The sequence below is a fragment of the Streptomyces sp. NBC_00271 genome, assembly GCF_036178845.1.
Classification (GTDB): domain Bacteria; phylum Actinomycetota; class Actinomycetes; order Streptomycetales; family Streptomycetaceae; genus Streptomyces.
Genome location: NZ_CP108070.1, coordinates 10,619,032 through 10,637,271 on the forward strand (window position 1 = coordinate 10,619,032; position 18,240 = coordinate 10,637,271).

Annotated in this window: 15 protein-coding genes; 4 read left to right on the top strand and 11 right to left on the bottom strand. The window is 69.4% G+C overall.

Annotated features, from left to right (window positions below; translation table 11 throughout):
- Positions 1 to 154: 154 nt before the first annotated feature.
- On the top strand, positions 155 to 1,402 hold the full coding sequence (locus OG798_RS48345) for an RNA-guided endonuclease InsQ/TnpB family protein (RefSeq protein ID WP_328759336.1): 1,248 nt from the start codon (positions 155 to 157) through the stop codon (positions 1,400 to 1,402).
- A 225-nt stretch (positions 1,403 to 1,627) separates the two neighbouring features.
- On the opposite strand, the gene OG798_RS48350 is transcribed toward OG798_RS48345, so the two are convergent.
- From OG798_RS48350 to OG798_RS48380, 7 genes are all read right to left on the bottom strand, one after another.
- Entirely contained in the window at positions 1,628 to 2,848 is a 1,221-nt protein-coding gene (locus OG798_RS48350; protein WP_328759337.1) for a serine hydrolase domain-containing protein, read from the bottom strand.
- A gap of 121 nt (positions 2,849 to 2,969) precedes the next feature.
- Positions 2,970 to 4,262 (bottom strand): CAP domain-containing protein, encoded by a 1,293-nt coding sequence (locus OG798_RS48355; RefSeq protein ID WP_328759338.1) that lies wholly within the window; start codon positions 4,260 to 4,262, stop codon positions 2,970 to 2,972.
- A 74-nt stretch (positions 4,263 to 4,336) separates the two neighbouring features.
- Positions 4,337 to 4,657 (bottom strand): DUF1232 domain-containing protein, encoded by a 321-nt coding sequence (locus tag OG798_RS48360; protein WP_095850605.1) that lies wholly within the window; start codon positions 4,655 to 4,657, stop codon positions 4,337 to 4,339.
- 88 nt (positions 4,658 to 4,745) lie between these two features.
- Positions 4,746 to 5,180 carry a VOC family protein gene (locus OG798_RS48365; protein WP_095850604.1) on the bottom strand — a complete coding sequence of 145 codons (435 nt, stop codon included), beginning with the start codon at positions 5,178 to 5,180 and terminating at the stop codon, positions 4,746 to 4,748.
- 45 nt (positions 5,181 to 5,225) lie between these two features.
- Complete coding sequence (locus OG798_RS48370; protein ID WP_328759339.1) at positions 5,226 to 6,131, bottom strand: MBL fold metallo-hydrolase; 906 nt, start codon at positions 6,129 to 6,131, stop codon at positions 5,226 to 5,228.
- 50 nt (positions 6,132 to 6,181) lie between these two features.
- A complete protein-coding gene (locus tag OG798_RS48375; protein WP_095857504.1) occupies positions 6,182 to 6,562 on the bottom strand; it encodes a hypothetical protein in 381 nt (126 codons plus the stop codon).
- 331 nt (positions 6,563 to 6,893) lie between these two features.
- Positions 6,894 to 7,817, bottom strand: a complete 924-nt coding sequence (locus OG798_RS48380) for a MurR/RpiR family transcriptional regulator (protein WP_075030099.1) — start codon at positions 7,815 to 7,817, stop codon at positions 6,894 to 6,896.
- Positions 7,818 to 8,107: 290 nt separating this feature from the next.
- On the opposite strand from OG798_RS48380, the gene OG798_RS48385 reads away from it, so the two are divergent.
- A complete protein-coding gene (locus OG798_RS48385; protein ID WP_328759340.1) occupies positions 8,108 to 9,262 on the top strand; it encodes a glycoside hydrolase family 88 protein in 1,155 nt (384 codons plus the stop codon).
- A 53-nt stretch (positions 9,263 to 9,315) separates the two neighbouring features.
- Here OG798_RS48385 and OG798_RS48390 read toward each other — a convergent pair whose 3' ends face one another.
- From OG798_RS48390 to OG798_RS48400, 3 genes are all read right to left on the bottom strand, one after another.
- Positions 9,316 to 10,608 carry an RICIN domain-containing protein gene (locus OG798_RS48390; protein WP_328759341.1) on the bottom strand — a complete coding sequence of 431 codons (1,293 nt, stop codon included), beginning with the start codon at positions 10,606 to 10,608 and terminating at the stop codon, positions 9,316 to 9,318.
- A gap of 26 nt (positions 10,609 to 10,634) precedes the next feature.
- Positions 10,635 to 12,779 carry an RICIN domain-containing protein gene (locus OG798_RS48395; RefSeq protein WP_328760176.1) on the bottom strand — a complete coding sequence of 715 codons (2,145 nt, stop codon included), beginning with the start codon at positions 12,777 to 12,779 and terminating at the stop codon, positions 10,635 to 10,637.
- Between the two features lie 129 nt (positions 12,780 to 12,908).
- Positions 12,909 to 14,297, bottom strand: a complete 1,389-nt coding sequence (locus OG798_RS48400) for a ricin-type beta-trefoil lectin domain protein (protein WP_095850600.1) — start codon at positions 14,295 to 14,297, stop codon at positions 12,909 to 12,911.
- A gap of 301 nt (positions 14,298 to 14,598) precedes the next feature.
- Here OG798_RS48400 and OG798_RS48405 point away from each other — a divergent pair, with 301 nt between their 5' ends.
- Complete coding sequence (locus OG798_RS48405) at positions 14,599 to 15,255, top strand: TMEM175 family protein (RefSeq protein WP_328759342.1); 657 nt, start codon at positions 14,599 to 14,601, stop codon at positions 15,253 to 15,255.
- Positions 15,256 to 15,282: 27 nt separating this feature from the next.
- Here OG798_RS48405 and OG798_RS48410 read toward each other — a convergent pair whose 3' ends face one another.
- On the bottom strand, positions 15,283 to 17,019 hold the full coding sequence (locus OG798_RS48410; protein ID WP_328759343.1) for a cholesterol oxidase substrate-binding domain-containing protein: 1,737 nt from the start codon (positions 17,017 to 17,019) through the stop codon (positions 15,283 to 15,285).
- Between the two features lie 160 nt (positions 17,020 to 17,179).
- On the opposite strand from OG798_RS48410, the gene OG798_RS48415 reads away from it, so the two are divergent.
- Positions 17,180 to 18,163 carry an aldo/keto reductase gene (locus tag OG798_RS48415; RefSeq protein WP_328759344.1) on the top strand — a complete coding sequence of 328 codons (984 nt, stop codon included), beginning with the start codon at positions 17,180 to 17,182 and terminating at the stop codon, positions 18,161 to 18,163.
- Positions 18,164 to 18,240: the final 77 nt, after the last annotated feature.

The window sequence follows — 18,240 nt, forward strand, 5'->3', positions numbered from 1 at the left end:
GGGCGCGGAGCGCCCGCAGGGCTGCCCGGCGAGCCGGGGATTGCTTTGTCCGGGCCGGTGTTGCCCGTATGACGGCAGTGCAGAGGTGTTCCGGCGTGGCTGGGTTCGGCTGATCGGGTCGGGGTTGTCGGTGGTGGGTGTTAGCGTCCGGATCATGCAGCTTCGGTATGCCTTCCGCCTCGACCCGGGGCCCGGTCAGCGCGTTGCGCTGGCGCGGGCGTTCGGGTGTGCGCGGGTGGTGTACAACGACGCGGTCGCCGCCCGGGAGCGGGCCCGGCGGGAGGGTGCCGCGTTTCCGAGTGCGGGCGCGCTGTCGAAGACGCTGATCACCGAGGCGAAGCAGGGCCCCGGGCGGCAGTGGCTGTCCGAGGTGTCGGCAGTCATCCTGCAGCAGGCGCTGCGGGACGTGGAGCGCGCCTACACCAACTACTTCTCCTCTCTGAAAGGAGCCCGCCAGGGGGCACGGGTGGGGGCGCCGCGCTTCAAGTCGAAGCGGGATGCCCGCCAGGCGATCCGGTTCACCGCGAACGCCCGATGGAAGATCACCGAGGCGGGGCGGCTGCTCCTGCCGAAGATCGGCGAGGTGAAAGTGCGCTGGTCACGCACCCTGCCCTCGGTGCCGTCCAGCGTGACGGTGATCCGGGACGCAGCCGGCCGGTACTTCGCCTCCTTCGTCGTGGAGACCGACCCGGACACCGACCTGGCACGGATGCCGGATGCCGACGGTCTGCCGTCTGTGGGGATCGACTTGGGCCTGACACATTTCGCGGTCCTGTCGGACGGGACGAAGATCGACTCCCCGCGCTTCCTGCGCCGGGCGGAGAAGAAGCTGAAGAAGGCCCAGCGGGAGTCGTCCCGCAAGCAGAAGCGGTCGAAGAACCGGGAGAAGGCCCGCTTGAAGGTGGCCCGCGCACATGCGCAGGTCGCCGACGCCCGCCGCGAATTCCACCACCAGCTCTCCACCCAGTTGATCCGCGAAAGCCAAGCGGTCGCGGTGGAGGACTTGGCGGTGAAAGCCCTCGCGCGCACCCGGCTCGGCAAATCCGTGCACGACGCCGGCTGGGCGCAGTTTCTCGCGATGCTGGAGTACAAGGCCGGCCGGTACGGGCGCGTCTTTGTGAAGGTCGGCCGGTTCGAGCCCACCAGTCAGGTGTGCTCGGTCTGTGGAGTCAAGGACGGGCCCAAACCCCTGCACGTGCGCACCTGGACGTGCACGCCTTGCGGCACGGTCCATGACCGGGACCACAACGCCGCCAAGAACGTCAAACAGGCCGCCGGACTGGCGGTGACAGCCTGTCGAGCGCAGGTAAGACCGGAACTCGTTCCGGCACAACGCGAAGAAGCAGGAAGCCACGGAATCCACACCGGAACTCGTGCCGCGCAGCGGCACAGGACCCGGTGAGGAAGGCCAGAATCTCCCTGCTGCAGCAGGGGGAGCAAGTCAACGGGCGTATTTCGACCACCTGCTCGCCTGCCAGAAGTGCAGCGAGCCCCCGAGGCGATGCGGCGACGGCAGCGCCCTGTACCGGACCTACCGGTCGGACCTGAAGAAGTCATGAACCAGGCCCAGGGCCTGTCCGGCGGAGGGGTGCGGCCGGACGGGTGGGTCCGGCCGCACCTTCGCGCGTCAGTCGCGGGCGATGCCCGGCGCGATGTCCTCGTGGCGCTCCACGGGGGTCGCCGAGGAGGTCGCACTGCGCAGCTTCGTGGTCGTCGCCTTGCCGCAGAACGCGGATTCCAGCGTGCGGGCCATCGTGTTCAGCACGTTCACGTTGTTCGAGGTGTTGGCGAGCGCGGTGACGCTGCGCTTGCCGTCCTTCGAGGCGAAGGCGTACGTGTAGTAGCCCTGCACGGTGCCCGTGTGCCCGTACACCGAGATACCGCAGGACAGGTCACGGCGGCGCAGGCCGAGGCCGTACCCCTGGGTGCTGTTGACCGTCGTCCACTGCTGCATCTGCGTGAGCTGCGCGGCGGACATGAGCTGCCCGCTCATCAGCGCGGAGAAGAACGTGTCCAGGTCCTGTGTGCTGGAGATGATCGCGCCCGCGCTCTGCGCCCAGGACACTGTCTGTTCGGTGGAGTCCACCAGGGCCCCACCGGCCTCGTCCGGCGTGAGGTAGCCGTTGGCGTGCGTGCCCGGGATGGCGGTGTCGGGGTGCACGTAGAAGGTGTCGGTCAGGTTCAGCGGCGTGAAGATGCGGTGCTGGTACTCCGTGGCCACGGAGTGGCCGGTGAGCTTCTCGATGAGCATGCCCGCGACGACGAAGTTCGTGTTGGAGTACGAATAGGCTGCGCCCGGTGCGTTGGTGACCCCGTGCTTGAGGGAGAGGGTGACCAGGTCCTGGTAGCTGAAGACCTTGTTGCGGACGGACTCGAAGCCCGGGACCGTCTGCGCGAACATGTCGTTGGTGTAGTCGTACAGCCCACTGCGGTGGCTCATCACCTGACGCACGGTGATCCGGTCGTCGGGCAGCAGCCCGGGCAGATAGGTGTTCACCGAAGCGTCCAGGTTGAGCCTGCCCTCGTCCACCAGCTGCAGCAGGACCACGGAGGAGAAACTCTTGGTGACGCTGCCGACGCGGAACCGGTCGGTCGTGGTGATCGCACGCCCGGTGGCCCGGTCGGCGACTCCCTCCGACAGCCGGTGGACCGTGCCGTTGTCGTCGACCCGCACCATCGCACCGGGGGCGCCCTGGGACAGAGCCGTGTGCAACACCGCCTGCAGACCGGCGTCGTCGGGTGTCGGCAGATCCGCGGCCGCGGCGGTGCCGGCCTGTGCGGGGACTGCGAGGAGGGCCAACAGCGCCGCGCCCAGCGCCGTACCTCTGCCCACCATTGCTGAGACCATCTGATTCTTCTCCCGAGTTCCCTCTGTGTACCGCGCCGCGGATGCGAACGTCGGCACCATCTGTACGCGCAGGAGAGGCAGATGGGTTGCATGTCACGCGAAGGAAAGCGGAAAAGATCCTTCAGCGGCCGAAAAGCTGCGTCCAGTACGTCCCCGCCGTGCCGCCGCCCGCGAGGCCGATGCCTATGTGGGTGAAGTCGGGCTTGAGGATGTTGGCGCGGTGGCCCGGGCTGTTCATCCAGCCGCGGACGACCTCGGCGGGGGAGCGCTGGCCGCAGGCGATGTTCTCCCCGATGGTGCGGCGTTCGGAGCCCGCGGCGGCGGCCCGGTCCCACGGCTGGCTGCCGTCGGGGGAGGTGTGGGAGTAGAAGGCGCGGCCCACCATGTCGTCGCTGTGCGCCTGGGCCGCGGTGGTGAGCAGGGCGTCGACGGTGAGCGGCGCCAGGCCCTCCGCGGCCCGCTCGGCATTGGTCAGTGCGACCACCTCACCCGCCGTCCGCTGCAGGCCCCCGCGGCTGAAGGGCTTGGCCCACAGCGCTGTCCAGTACATGTCGCCGGAGCGCCGGCCGGGGACGTACGCCAGCCCCGCCTGGCTGTACGCCGGGTTGTACAGCGTGTCGCGGGACTGCTCGGTGCTGAGGCAGTACTCCACGAACTCGCCCGGGGTGCGCGGGCCGGAGACGAGGTGCTCGCCGACGGTCAGATACGCGTATCCGGCGGACGTGATGCGCTGGTAGACGGAGATCGCCTGGGCGCTCTCGGAGCTGAGGAGTCCGCGTGCCGCCATGTCGGAGGCGTGGGCCCGGGCCGCGGTCGCGAGCCGCGCGTCGAGGGAGACGGGTGGGGAACCGGCCGCGCCGCGCACGGAGTTGACCAGGTCGAGGAAGCCGTCCGGGTCGGGAGCCGCCACCGGTGTCGGATCGTCCCCGGCCGCATCCTCGGCGACCTCGACCCCGAAGTCCCGCGCGATGCCGGCCAGCCCGTCCGCGTATCCCTGGCCCAGTGCGCGCAGCTTCCACGCCGTGCCGCGTCGGTAGATCTCGGCGAGCAGCAGAACGGTCTCCCGCTGTGGGCGCGGGGGCGTGAACCGGGCGAGGGTGTGGCCGCCCGGACCGCTGACGTGCAGGGTGGGCGCGGGCAGTCGGCCGAGCGGCGTACCGGGATCGGCCGGACTGACGACCACGGTGACGCGGCTCGCGCCGGACCGCAGGCGCGCCGGGTCGATGGTGAGGTGCTCCCCGGTGAGCCGGGCGCCCGGCACCGTCGGCTGGTTGTAGAACACGAAGTCGGCGTCGCCGCGCACCTTGCCGCTGTCGTCGGTGATGAGCGCGGAGACGTCGAAGGGACCCGGCACCCGGATCGTCAGGGTGCCGCCCGGCAGGGGCACATTGCCCCCGGGAACCAACTCGCTCATCGTGCCGCCCGTCGAAGGGATGGTCCTCGCGGACCACCGACACGGGCGCGCCCGCTTCCCGCCCGCTCACCCCGTCAACGTCCCGTTCGCTCCCGAGGGTTCCCGCGCTCCGCGGCACCGCGTGCGTCGATCGCCTCGGGCGGGCGCAACGACCGCAGCGCGAGCAGGAGTACGCCGATGTCGTCCAGGTAGATCGGGTCGGGCAGCAGGTCGGTCGGCAGCAGGAGATAGGCGACGGCACCCCAGAAGACCCAGCGGGACCCGGTCGGAAGCCCGGCGCGCCTGAGGTCACGGCGGGCGCGCACGAGCCGTACCAGGACCGCGATCGCCACCCCGAGTGCGGCGGCACCCAGGATCGCGACGATGAGGACCACCGTCCATGTCGTGGAGTCCATGAGTTCCGTCCTGAGCTCTCGTAGGGCAGTTCCTCCCCTTCGTGTTCCCGCTCGCCCGGTTCGTACCGCCCCCGAAACACCGGCCGATTCAGGCCGGGCCGGCGGCGACGCAGAACTCGTTGCCCTCCGGGTCGGCCATCACCACGTGGTGCCCGTCGAACTCCTCCAGGACGGAGCCGCCCGCCTTCACGATCCGCTCGGCCTCCGCCCTGATCCGCGCCCACCGCTCTTCGGGACCGCCGTGTCCCGGCACGCGGACGTCGATGTGAAGGCGGTTCTTCGCCGTCTTCGGCTCGGGAACCTTGAGGATGGACAGGCGGGGGCCGACGCCGTCGGGGTCGCAGAGCCACGCGCCGTCGTCCGCGGAGTCGTCCTCCGGGAGGTCGAACTGCGCGAGCCACTCCTCGCGGGTGGTGAAGGGAGCGGGCGGAGGCTCGTCGATGTACCCGAGTGCCGTCTTCCAGAACTCGGCGAGGAGTGTCGCGTCCGCGCAGTCAAGGGTCAGATCGATTCTGGCTGCCATGACAGGACCGTACTGCGCGCCTCTGACAATCCGGTCGTACGGCTCTTACCGGCCCTCGGGAACGTCACGGCGGCAGAGAACGAAGTCGTCGAAGACGTGCCGTCCGGGGCGGTCGCCGACGGTGTCGATCGCCGCGCGGATGTCGTGCAGTTGGCCCGTCGTCATCTGCAGGGGCGGCTCGTCGGGCTGGTAGGTGGTGCGGACGGGATAGTCCACACCCGGTTGCCGGGACATCTCGATGTGGCAGCCGAGCACGTGCGTGACCGGCCGTTCGGCACAGAAGTCGATCAGGCGGTCGACGGTGCGGGTGAACGCGGCCCAGTCCTCGACGTACAGACGGCCGGGATAGACCGTGTCACCGGTGAGCAGGAAGCCGGTCCAGGGGTCGAAGTACGTCACCGCGGCCGCGTGGTGGCCCGGCGTGGCCAGGCATTCCAGGACCCGGCCCCCGAGATCGACGCGGGCGACGCCCTCGGGGTCGCCGTCGAAGCCGAAGAACGGCCAGGCCTGGTCGAGGGCCGCGTCGACGACCGTGGTGCCGGGTCGGTCGGCGAACTGTCCGTCCCCCGCGACGTGGTCGCCGTGGGGGTGGGTGTGCAGCACCAACAGCTCGTAACCTGCCCGGGGGTGGGCGGTCAGCCATGTCTCCATCAGCTCGTCCACCACCCGGCGCAGTGGGAAGCAGTCGGCCGAGGCCGTGGCACCGGTGTCGATCAGCACGGCCCGTGCCTCGCCGAACAGCAGGAAGAGGAACGGCGCCTCGTAGTCGACGGCCATGTTCTGCCGCAGGATCATCGTGTGCGCGTCGTGGGCGTGGACCTGGATGTCGGGATCGGTGTTGTGCTTGGCCGACGGCGATCCGTGGATCCACCGCACGTCCAGCGCCCGCGCGCCCGCGGCTTTCTCCGCTGCTCCAGCGGTCTGTTCGGTCCTCGGCCTCTGGGTGTCCACGACGTCTCCCGGTGATGATCCCGCCGGGACCACCACCTGGACCCGGGACCTCAGTGTCGCCCGGCGTTGTGGTCGACGAGTGCCTGGGTCACCGCTCGGACGCTGCGGGCGATGTGGTTGAGCTGCAGCACTTCGGCGGCGTACATCTTGATGGTGTGCTCGATGACCGATTCGTGCAGGCCGAGAGCGGGGAGTTCGGCCCGGGCGGTCTGCAGGGCGGTCCGGGCGACCCGGATCTCGTGCTGCACCTGGATCTGGGCGTGACGGGCGAGCAGTACGGGGTGCTTCATGAGCACGGGGTAGCTCGCGTAGCGGGACGGCACCAGATCGCGCAGCCACTTGGTCGCGGAGCGCTCCCAGTCGAAGCTGCCGGGGGTCTTGACCTGGCACGGCCAGTCCGAGGTGATCGGTGAGTACGTTGTCAGGGCCATGTTCATCGCTTCCGGGTTACGTCGGCGGCAAGGGTGCGGGTTATGGGGCGGCCCCGGTCTAGGGGATGGCCGGGGCCGCCACCACGGGCACCCGCTCACGCGGGGCCCGTCCGAACATCCGGGGCCCCATGCGGGTAGGAGCGGACGGCCCCGGATGGCCGTAGGACGTGACCCGGAGGCCTCCTGGTCGCATCCGCGAGAAGTATTTATATATACCGCCGGATACGCAAGGACATGAAAAAATTCATGCGCGATATGGGCGAATGATCCCGTGATGCCGTGCTGGCAGGGGGCGTACGGGGTGTAGGGGGGAAGGGGGAGCCGTGCGGGGTCAGTCCTTGAGGAAGAACTGGTGCTGCTCCGCGATCTGCTCGTACTCCTCAAGCCGCGCCTGCGTCCGCTCCGGGTCGGCGTCGGACATGGCCTGGAGGAGCGCCGCCGACATCATGACGGGCGCGGCGTAGGAGTCGAAGACGAGCCGGGCCCCGGTGCCTACGGTGAAGGTGGCGTCGGCCTCGTCCGCGAGCGGTCCGAGCGCCAGGTCGGTGATCAGGGCGACCTTCAGCCCCGCGCTGCGTGCGACCCGCACCGCGGTCAGCGTCTCCTGGGCATGACGGGGCATTCCGAAGGCGAGCAGCCAGGTGCCGCCCGCCTCGCGCGACTGGAGCAGCGCGTCGTAGGCGACGCTCCCGCCGCGCGTCACCAGCCGCACATCGGGGTGGATGCGGCGGGCGGCGTACGCGAAGTACTCCGCCAGCGAGACCGAGATGCGCAGGCCGAGAACGGTGAGCGGGGTCGACTGCGACAGCGCGCGGCCGATGGTGATCACCTGGTCCGGATCAGCGAAGTCGCGGCGCAGGTTCTCCAGGTTCTCGATCTCGGCGTCCACCGCCAACTGCAGTTCGTTGCCGTGGTCCTCCGCCGGCGCGCCCGGGGCGCTGGAGAGTGTGCTGAGCGCGATGGCCTGCAGTTTCTCCCGCAGTGCGGGGTAGCCGCTGAAGCCGACCGCCGCGGCGAAGCGGGTCACCGAAGGCTGGCTGACCCCGACGCGCTCGGCGAGATCGGTGATCGACAGGAACGCCGCCTCGGTGATGTGCTCGATCAGGTACTGGGCGATACGGCGCTGTCCGGGCGAGAGCCGGGGGCCGTCGAACAACTCCCTGAGCTGGGACGTGGGTGCCGCGCCCACCTCCGGAGCAGTCTTCCCCGAGGTGATGGCAGACGCCTGAGCGCGTGCCTGCTGCGGCGATGGCACCGATGTGCCTCCTTCGTGTCCCACGAGAACTCAACATAGCTCACGGACCGTGCTGACCAGGGCATGGATGACCACACGCCATAGCTCGGCGGGCGTGGAACGTGAGGTCGGGGGCTTGGTGGGCGACATGGCCCGGTGCGATCGGGAGGCCGTACGGCCTGGGTTCTGCTCCATGAAGATCGCATCAGGATGTGAACCTGGCCTGATTCGCGACAAGTTGACGACGCGCCATGGACAGGGACTGAGACGGGTGTTGAGGATGGGAGTCCCCATCCGTAGGAGTTGTTCATATGCGTAGACGACGCCTGCTGACCGGTGGAGCCGCCCTCGCGGCCGCCGCTTCGCTCCAGCCCGCCCTGACGGACACCGCGCAAGCCGCTCCGTCGCCCGCCGCGCCGCTGCCTTCCAGAGCCGCGGTCGTCGCCGTCCTGCGGCGCGTGGCCGACCAGTGGATCGGCGCGCACACGGACCCCGGCGACAACGGCTGGGCCAACGCCACCTTCTTCAGCGGACTGCTCGCTCTCCAGCGCCTGACCGGCAGCCCCCGCTATCTGGCGTACGCCAGGAACTGGGCCGAGAAGCACGCGTACGGCCTCAACGGCGGGGTCACCACGCGCCATGCCGACAACCACAACGCCGGGCAGGCCTACCTCGACCTGTACGAGATCGAGCCGGAGGAGAGCAAGATCTCCGCCATCGAGGAGTCGCTCCACCGCATGGTCTACACCGACCAGCCGGACAAGAACGACGACTGGTGGTGGGACGACGCCCTGCACATGGCGATGCCTCCGTTCGCCAGGATCGGGGTGCTCCGCGGCGACCCTGGGTACTGGCAGAAGCTGTACGCCCTCTACGACCACACCAAGCGTGTGGAGGGCGGACCCGGACTCTACGATGCCGGCACGGGGCTCTGGTACCGGGACAAGCGGTTCCTCCCCGGGGTCCCCGGCGGGATCCTCTCGCCCGCGGGAAAGCCGGTGGTCTGGTCGCGCGGCAACGGCTGGGTGGCGGGCGGACACGCCAAGACGCTCAAGGCGCTGCCGCCCGCCGAGCGGCACACCGGCGAGTACCGCGACACCCTGGTACGTCTGGTGACGGCCGTCGCCGGGATCCAGCGCACCGACGGCTTCTGGAACGTCAACCTCGCCGACGCCACCCATCTGCCCGGCCCCGAGACGAGCGGCACCTCCTTCTTCCTCTACGGCACCTCCTACGCGATCCGGGCCGGCCTCGTCGACCGGCGTACCCACCTCCCGGTCGTGGCCCGCGCCTGGAACGGCCTCGTCAGCACGGCCGTACACCCGGACGGGCTCCTCGGCTACGTCCAGAACGTCGGCGACCGCCCGGAATCCAGCCAGCCCGTCACCTACGACAGCACCGCGAACTTCGGCGTGGGCGCCTTCCTGCTCGCCGGCACCGAACTCGCCCGCCTGGCCGGACCCTGACGCGACGCACCGGTGCCCCCGCCACATACGGCGGGGGCACCGGCCTGTCGCTGTCAGGGCTGCGCGGTGAGCGTGAAGCTCTGTGCCGCGGAGCCGTCGCAGGTGCGCTGGGTGAGCTGGACGCTGTTCGTCGAGGCGCTCGCCGCGGTCAGGCACTTGCCGCTGTGGCGAGCCGTGAAGTGGTAGCGCCCGGTGCTCTCCTTCACCGGAAGCCACTGCTGGTTCTGTCCGCCGGAGTAACTCCACAACTGGAGCGGCGCGTTGTCGGCCGTCGAGACACCGGTCACGTCGATGACCTGCTGTGGATTGACACGGATGGCCGCCTGCCGGTACCCGCTGTCGGTCGAGCGGAACTGGAACTGCTGGGCCTGGGTGCCGTTGCAGGCGTACTGCTGGATCACGGTCCCGTTCGCCGTGGCTGCCGAACGGGCGTCCACACAGGTGCCGTTGCCGGCATTCGTCAGCGAGTACCAGGCGGTCTCCGAGGGAGAGTCGGCCGGAGGCGTGCCGGTGTCGGCCCCTCCCAGCCACTTCAGGCCGTCCAGCAGGAACTGATTCTGTGTCGCGCTCGCGAACGTCGAGGACAGACGCGTGTTGGTCGTGTAGTTCATCGCGTTGTGGCCGAAGTTCGCGTACAGCATCTTGTACTGCGTGTTGGTCCACAGGATCGGGTAATAGCCGCTGTACCAGGACTGGTTGGGATCAGTTCCCACCGGGAAGCTGCTCGGGTCGATCGAGGCCAGGATCCTGATGTTCGGGTTCTGTCGCAGATCGTTGGACCAGCTGTACCACTCGCTGACCGACGAGGTGAACGTGGCCGGCAGGTTCTTGGTGGCCGCGTGCGTCCGGTCCTCGACCTTCAGGGTCACCGATGTCGGACCCCAGGTGTTGGACACGAAGTTGCCCGAGCCGAGGAACGTGTTGTGGTACCAGGACCAGCTCGCCGCGTCCGTCGTGAAGGCGGAGACGTGGAAGCCCATGAAGCCGCCGCCGCCCCTCATGTACGCCTCGAACCCGGTGCGTTGCGCGGTGGTCTGCGGCAAGTCGTCGAGGAACAGGACGACTTGGTACGCGCTGACCCCGCCGTTGGCGAGCAGGTCCCAGTTGGTGCTGGCCGTGTAGGTGAAGCCGTTCGCCGCGGCCTGCTGCGGGAACCAGACGTTGGCCTCCTTGTCGAAGTCGATGTGCGCCGCGTCGTAGGTGCCGCTGTAGAGGGCGAGCACCTTGAACGGGGTCGCCGCGGTGCTCGCGTGGGCGGCGGGCGGTACCGCGAGGCCGAGCAGCGCCGCCAGCAGGAGGAAGATTCTCAGGGCCGCGCGGGTGGAACCGGATCTGATGGTGTGCATCTGCTGATCGATCCTTTCCGTGCGGTTTACGGGTAGTTGGTGAGGTAGGCGACGTTGGTGCTGGAGTTGGACGGTCCGCCCGTGCTGTTGATGATGTGGCTGATGGTGCCGACACCGCCCAGCGAGACGGTCACCATGTCGTGGAACTTGACCCCTGACACGCTCGGCACCTCGAAGGCGTGATCGGCGACCACGCTCGAGTTGGCGCTGAAGTAGCAGTAGCTGCCAAGACCCCATGCCTCGTGGCTGGTGACGGACGAGGCGACCTTGTAGGCGGGATAGCCCTTCCCGCTGCCGTTCATCCAGGAGGCCTGGTTCGGCGGGTCGTAGGGCATCTCGTTCTGGAAGAAGTACGTCCGGCCGCCGTTGCCGTTCCAGATGACCTGGGTCTTCTGGTAGTGCTCGACGAACAGGCCGTACGCGGTCACGTTGTTGCCGTTGACGGTCAGGCCGTTGTCCGCCGTGTTGGTCGTCCAGCCGACCGTGCCGGAGTTGCCGTGGTCGGCCCGCCAGATCCAGGTGTGGTCGATGATCGTGTTGGCGCTGTTGATCACCAGCGAGTTGGTCGCCTTGCCGACGGTGGCGCCGCCGATCCGGACGAAGACGTCGGACAGCTGCGTCGGGTCGGCCGCGTGCGTGGCGGACGAACCGGACGGGCCGATCTGCATCAGGGTCGAGGAGTTGGTGGTGCCCGCGTCGATCAGCAGGCCCGCCAGCTGGATGCCGTCCACGTCGGCGGTGGTGACGGCGGTGATCCCGCCGTCCGGCACGAAGGTGGCCAGGCCCATGCCCAGCACCACCGTGTCGGGGCGCGTGATGTTGATCGTCTGGTTGAGGTGGTAGACGCCGGGGGTGACCAGCAGGTTCTTGCCCGCCGCGAGGGCCGAGTTCATGTCGGCCGCGGTGGCGCCGGGCTTGACGATGTAGAACTGGTCGATCGGCAGGGACTTGCCCGCCGGGGTCTTCCCGCTCCACGTGGTGCCCACGGCGTTGGACTGCAGACCGGGCACGAACACCTGGTAGGCGCCCGCGCTGTCGACGTACAGGAACGGCTTCTCGCGGATCGTCGGCGAACTTGCGACGTTGGTGTACGTCGGGAAGGACTGGGCGGGCGCGCCCTGGTCACCGACGAAGACCATGTTCCAGTTGGAGCCGGACCAACTGCCCATCTGCGAGTTCCGGGTGAGGAACTGCTGCTGGGTGCCGGACTGGATCTGCCCGTCGACCTTGGTGTCGGAGATGAAGCCGCCGCTGGACCAGCCGCCGTCGTCCAGCGCGAGGTTGCCGCGCACGTGCATGCGCCGGTACGGGGCGGCCTGGGAGACGGCCCAGCGGTCGGTGCCGCCCGTGGGGTTGACCGACAGGTTCTCGGCGTCGCGCCAGAAGTTCTGGGTGGCGTTGCCCTGGAACCAGTCGGCCTCGGCGTGCACGGAACCGTTGATCGTCACGTCGTCCGGCGAGAAGCCGAGGCCTGCGACCTGCGTGTAGAAGCCGACGTTGGCGTTGGCGCTGTAGGTGCCGGGCTTGAACAGCAGGGCCTGGCGGGCCGAGCCGAACTGGTTGGTCTCCTGCTGGGAGAAGACCGAGTCCAGCTTGGACTGGATGCTGGACGCCGACATCGAGGGGTCGAACACCGTCACGTTGGGACCGAAGTCCGGAGTGCCCGGCGGGTTCGTCGTGCCGCCGCCCAGAGTGAAGGACTGCGCGGCGGTGCCGTTGCAGGTGTACTGCGCCAACTGCACGCTGTCCGCGGTGGAGGCGCTGGGGACGTCCAGACACTTCCCGCTGTTGCGGTTGACGAAGTGGTAGGCGCCGTCGGCCTCTGCGACGGGCAGCCACTGCTGGTTGTTGCCGCTGGAGTACGTCCACAGCTGGACGGGCGCGGAGTCGGCGGTGGAGACGTTGGTGACGTCCCACGCCTTTGTGGCGTCCAGGTTGCTGTTCACGCGGTAGTAGCCGTCGCTGGTGGCCACCAGCTGCCAGTTCTGGGCGGTGCTGCCGTTGCACGCGTACTGCTGGACGGCGGTGCCGTCGGCACTCGCGGCCGAGCGGGCGTCGACGCACTTGCCGCTGCCCTTGTTGACCACGGTGGTGTAGCCGGTCGGTATCGCCGCCGCCGCGGTGTTCGCCGCGCTCGCCGAACCCTGCGCGGCGAACTCGATGCCGGTCATGGTGGTCGCCACGAGCGCGACCGCCGTGAGCGCTCTCGGAACACGATGGCGGCCGGTCAGTCTCTTCCGTCTGAGCACGGATTCTCCTGTGGTGATGGGGGGTGGGGTGGAAAGGTCGGAGGGCGTCCGTCAGCCGGTGTACTTGGCGAAGATGCTGGTGAACTGCCAGTTGCTCTGGGCCACTCCGGAGCAGGTGTCGTCGTTCGGGTAGCTGCCCGGGCAGGGACGGTCACGGTTGGCCGACCAGAACGTCAGCCGCGCGAGGTGGTGCGTCTGCGCGTAGCCGAGGATGGTCTGGAAGTCGGCGGTGGTGACTGTCTCGTTGTTGTCGGTGATCCCGTTCATGGAGGAGATGCCCATGTCCCGGTAGGCCGCGTCGTCGCTGTAGCCGTACGCGTTCTTCAGCGCGGTCTTGAGACCCTCGGCCGCCCGCTGGGTGAGCGTGCCCATGTTCTGGCCCGCGCCGCCGAAGTCGAACGGCATGATCGTCCAGGCGTCCACGGTCAGCCCGGACGACGCGGCCCGGTTGATCAGACTCGTGTCGGGGCCGCTCTGCCCGGTGCCGATGGTGACGTACACCTTGATGCCCGGGTTGTTGGCCTTGACCGTCTTGAGCGCGTCCACGGTGCGCTGCTGGACCGTCGTGTTGCTGTAGGCGTCGGCCTCGATGTCGATGTCGATCGCCTTGAGCCCGTACGCGTTGATGACCTTCTGGTACGCGGCGGCCAGCTCTCCGGCGCTGGAGCAGGAGCTCTCCAGCTTGTTGCCGCTGTAGCCGCCGAAGGAGGGGACGACGTCGCCGCCGGCCGAGCGCACGGTGTTGATGGTCTGCTGGTCGACGCCGCCGGTCAGCGCGCGGCCGCCGTCCCACTGCGGGTTGCAGTAGCCGTTGCTGAGGACGAAGGCGAGCGTGAACCACTTGACGCCGGTGGCGTTCATGACGGTGGTGGGGCTCGGCGGGTTGCCCCAGCCGTTGTAGAGATAGGGGGCGACGGCCATCGGCGCGGAGGGGGGTGTGCCCCCGCCGTCGGCGGCGGGCGCGGTCCACTTCTGGTTGGCGGCGCCGGTGCAGGTCCAGATCTGGATCGGCGTGCCGTTGGCCGAGGTGTTGCCGGTGACGTCGGCGCACTTGTTCGCCTGCGGATTGACGAGGTCGCGGGCGGCGGAGACCGTCCACTTCTGGTTGGCGCCGCCCGTACAGTCCCACAGCTGGAGCTTGGCCCCGTCCGCGGTCGAGTTGCCGGCGACGTCAAGACACTTGCCGAGGGCCCGTACGGTTCCGTCGGAGCCGACGGTCCACTGCTGGGCGGTGGTGCCGTTGCAGTCGTAGAGCTGAACGGCCGTGCCGTTGGCGGAGTTCGCGCCGGCCACGTCGAGGCACTTGCCTGCGAGTCCGGTGATGGTCCCGGTGGCGGCGGAGGCGGGGGAGACGCTCAGGGCGCCGGCGGAGAGAGCGAACACCGCCGTGGTCAGGGTGGCGCGCAGCGCGGTGGAGCGCGCGAGGGATTGTCTTGCCATCAGAGGGTCACAGCCCTTCGGGGAGGCTGAAAGTGGGGGGACGTTCATGTCCGTGAATCTGGAGTGCATTCATGGAGCTGTAGTGATCGGTGAACCTAAAGGTCTGAACCAAACTCGTCAAGAGATGAAGCAAAGCGGGCTTCGAATTGACCGGGGTTCACGAGGAGTTGAACGCAGCGGCCATACCGGGGAGGTCCAACAGGTGCCGATCGGGCGGGCTTTGCGGCGGCGCCTGTACTCTGACCGCTCGTCGCCCCCGTAGACGCCGACAGGCGTTCCTCACACCCCTGGTGCCCTCCTGATGATCAACCGTGTCCCGCGCCTGCCCCGCCGCGACGCCATGATGGATCCCGATCGACTCGTCACCTTCGGCGACGCGGTGATCGCGATCGCCATCACGCTGCTCGCGCTCGACATCACCGTTCCCGAGGGACTGGCCGACGGCGAGGTCGGAGCCGCGCTGAGGGACGCCCTGCCCAAGTTCGGGGCGTATCTGCTGAGCTTCGCCGTCATCGGCGCCCTGTGGCTGGGCCAGCACGCGCTCTTCCGGCAGATCGCCGCGCTCGACAACTGGCTGCTCCGCCTCTATCTCGCTCTGCTCGCCGTCGTGGCCGCGCTCCCGTTCCCCACGCGTCTCATCAGCGAGTACGGCAACACCGCCGTGGCCACCTCGGTCTACGCGGCGACGATCGTCCTCGCCGTCGGGCTGCTCACGGCCATGTCCGCCCGCCTGTGGGCCAGTCCGGCCCTTGCCAAGCCGACCGTGACCCCCGCACAGATCAGGCAGTCGGTCCTGAGGGGCCTCCTGACCGTCCTCGTCTTCGCCACCTCGATTCCGGTGTCGCTCGCCTCGCCGACGGCCGCCAAGTACTGGTGGCTCCTCACGGTTCCCGTGCGTCTGCTCTTCCGAGAGACGAGTACGCCCGACCACGAGCAGTCGACCGCTGCCGTCGAGTGAGACCGCCGCGCTTCGCGGGACCGGACATCAGGGGAAGAGCCGGTTGAGGAGGGCCGTGCCGAAAACCCGGTGAGGATCGAGCCGGTCCAGGACGGCGGCCGCCTCGTCCCAGCCCGGGCCCACGCCGTCCCGGAAGGAGGCGGGCACCGCGGTGCCCAGCACCTCCTCGTCGTCCCAGGCTGCCTCGTCCGTATAGCCCCAGCCCTTGGACCACTCGACGCGGGTGAGGGCGTACCCGCCGTCGTACGTCGTCAGTAGAAAGCGCTCCAACTCCCGGTAGAACGCCGCCGCGTCGGGCGTCCCGGGCAGTGTCAGCACGTCCAGCCAGACAGCCGTGTCCCATTCGGGGTGGTCGGCGCGAGGGCGCAGCGCGGACAGCAGTGGCGCGCGGGCGCCCGCCGAGTCGGCGTCGGACGGGTGGTCGAGGCCGGTCACCCTGATTTCCACCTGGCCGTTGACGGGGTGGCGCCCCTGGGCGGCGTAAGCGGTGAGACGCTCGCGGAAGAAGGCTGTGAACTCCGCGACGACGCGCTGCACTTCGGCACGCGAGGTGAGCACCGCGTACCCGTTGGCGGTCACCCGCAGTGTGGTGGGCCTGATGTAGAGCAGCGTGTTCTTCGACGGTCCCCAGAGGTCGGCCGACAGGGTGGCGGTCAGTCCCACGGTCGCCGCGGTGAGCTGCGCGGCGCCCAGGAGTGGGGCCAGGTACCACGCCGCGTCGGCCACCATGCGCCCGGCGAGATCGGCGACGACGGTGGGGATGTTGTCCGAGAAGGGGTAGTTGTACGGCGACCCCACGCGGCGGGAGGCCGGCGGCCGGGTGGGGGCGACACTCCAGACCTTCAGCCAGGGGTGCTCGGTGAACGCGAACCAGATCGCCTCCGCACGCCCCGACTCGTCCAGGAAGCTCGCGAAGGTGCGTCCGCCCTCGGGGCCGCCCGGCCGCGCGAAGAGTTCGGCGGCGGGGATGTCGGTTCGGCTGACGCAGCGCAGATGGGTGTTGGCGCCCACGCGCAGCGTCACCTCGGTGACCAGCGCGCGGCCGAGATGCGTGAGGAGCGCCGCACCGTCGGGGTCGTCCCTTTCGTACGTCCGCAGGACATAGGCGTCGCTGTCCGCGTCCCACACCACCGCCGTGAGGGACAGGACGAGATTGCTGAGCGAGCCGTAGGTGTGCCCGGGCAGTCGGCTCTCGCCGTGGGCCGGAACGGCCGTGCCGTGCGCGTCGATGGCCAGGGCGCCGCCGAGCGTCAGGTCGCCGGGCGCGGGCGTCGCCGTGAGGCCGAGGCCGTGGTCCTCCAGATGACCGAGCAGCGCTTCCAGCGTGACGCCGGCACCGGCCCGTACGACGGCGGGGTCGGTGGACTCCAGGGACACACCGGTGAGATGCCGGGCGGTGTCGACCAGCAGCACGGGAGCGCCCGCCTCGGTCCCCGTGGGGATCGTCAGCGGGGACCAGCCGTGGGAACTGCCCCGGGCGCGCACCGACCAGCCCTGCCTCCAGGCCCAGTTGACCACGGCGACCACCTGGTCCTGGTCGGCCGGAGCGCAGGCCCACAGTCCTGTGGCGGTGATCTCGCCGACCCAGTTGCGGTACGCGGACCGATAGACGTCGACACCCTCAGGGAAACCGGGAAGCTCCTGCGCCGCGGCGGCGCGGTCCGGCAGCGCGAGAGGCAGCAGCGCGGTGAGTGAGGCCGCGCTCAGCAGGAACCCCCGACGGGACCAAGGGGTGCGCCCTTCACTTTCTGAATGGTCGGTCACCCGGTTCACCGTAGGTGACGGTTGACACGCATCACCTGTCCGTCAAAAGGCCTCACCCGTTCGAGTGAATGACGCGCTGTTGCGTCCGCCTGGGGGGCGCGGGTGGGCGCGGGCGGGGTGGGCGTCCTGCGCGGGCAGGTGGAGATGTCAGACTGACGGCATGGACGAGCGTGAATTCGGCAGGTCAGGCCAGAAGGCATCGGTCATCGGTCTCGGTACGTGGCAGCTCGGCGCCGACTGGGGCGACGTGAGCGCCGGCGACGCCGAGGCGGTGCTGGAGACGGCGGCGGAGTCGGGGGTGACGTTCTTCGACACCGCGGACGTATATGGCGACGGGCGCAGTGAGCAGGCGGTCGCGTCCTTCCTCAGTGCCCGACCCGACCTGCACGTGATGGTGGCGACGAAGATGGGGCGCCGGGTCGAGCAGATTCCGCAGAACTACGTCCTCGACAACTTCCGCGCGTGGAACGACCGTTCCCGGCGCAACCTCGGCGTCGACCGCATCGACCTGGTGCAGCTGCACTGCCCGCCGACCCCCGTCTACTCGTCGGACGAGGTGTTCGACGCGCTGGACGCGCTGGTCGAGGAGGAGCGGATCGCCGCGTACGGGGTGAGTGTCGAGACGTGTGACGAGGCGCTGACCGCGATCGCGCGGCCGAACGTGGCGAGCGTACAGATCATCCTGAACCCGTTCCGCATGAAGCCCCTGCGGCAGGTCCTGCCGGCGGCGCGGGAGGCGGGCGTCGCGATCATCGCCCGTGTTCCGCTTGCCTCCGGGCTGCTCTCCGGCAAGTACACGAAGGACACGGTGTTCGCGGCGGACGACCACCGGACGTACAACCGTCACGGGGAGTCCTTCGACCAGGGCGAGACCTTCTCCGGCGTCGACTTCGTGACCGGCGTGGAGGCGGCGGCCGAGTTCTCCGCGCTCGCCCCAGAGGGCGTCACCCCGGCCCAGCTGGCGCTGCGCTGGATCATCCAGCAGCCCGGAGTGACCACGGTCATCCCTGGCGCCCGCTCGCCCGAACAGGCCCACGCCAACGCGACCGCCGCGAAGCTGCCGGCGCTGCCGGCGGAGACGCTGGACGCGATCGAGGAACTCTACGACCGACGGATCAAGGAGCAGGTGGAGGGCCGCTGGTAGCACCTCTCCGGGGGCCGGCCGCGCGGCGGTTGCCGTCGGTGGCCCCCGCTCGTCGGGCCGGCGGTCCGGCTCGTCGG

Coding starts and splice junctions, on each gene's coding strand:
- OG798_RS48345 (WP_328759336.1), top strand. CDS start 155: ATGCAGCTTCGGTATGCCTTCCGCCTCGACCCGGGGCCCGGTCAGCGC.
- OG798_RS48350 (WP_328759337.1), bottom strand. CDS start 2,848: ATGGTCTCAGCAATGGTGGGCAGAGGTACGGCGCTGGGCGCGGCGCTG.
- OG798_RS48355 (WP_328759338.1), bottom strand. CDS start 4,262: ATGAGCGAGTTGGTTCCCGGGGGCAATGTGCCCCTGCCGGGCGGCACC.
- OG798_RS48360 (WP_095850605.1), bottom strand. CDS start 4,657: ATGGACTCCACGACATGGACGGTGGTCCTCATCGTCGCGATCCTGGGT.
- OG798_RS48365 (WP_095850604.1), bottom strand. CDS start 5,180: ATGGCAGCCAGAATCGATCTGACCCTTGACTGCGCGGACGCGACACTC.
- OG798_RS48375 (WP_095857504.1), bottom strand. CDS start 6,562: ATGGCCCTGACAACGTACTCACCGATCACCTCGGACTGGCCGTGCCAG.
- OG798_RS48385 (WP_328759340.1), top strand. CDS start 8,108: ATGCGTAGACGACGCCTGCTGACCGGTGGAGCCGCCCTCGCGGCCGCC.
- OG798_RS48390 (WP_328759341.1), bottom strand. CDS start 10,608: ATGCACACCATCAGATCCGGTTCCACCCGCGCGGCCCTGAGAATCTTC.
- OG798_RS48395 (WP_328760176.1), bottom strand. CDS start 12,779: ATGACCGGCATCGAGTTCGCCGCGCAGGGTTCGGCGAGCGCGGCGAAC.
- OG798_RS48400 (WP_095850600.1), bottom strand. CDS start 14,297: ATGGCAAGACAATCCCTCGCGCGCTCCACCGCGCTGCGCGCCACCCTG.
- OG798_RS48405 (WP_328759342.1), top strand. CDS start 14,599: ATGATCAACCGTGTCCCGCGCCTGCCCCGCCGCGACGCCATGATGGAT.
- OG798_RS48415 (WP_328759344.1), top strand. CDS start 17,180: ATGGACGAGCGTGAATTCGGCAGGTCAGGCCAGAAGGCATCGGTCATC.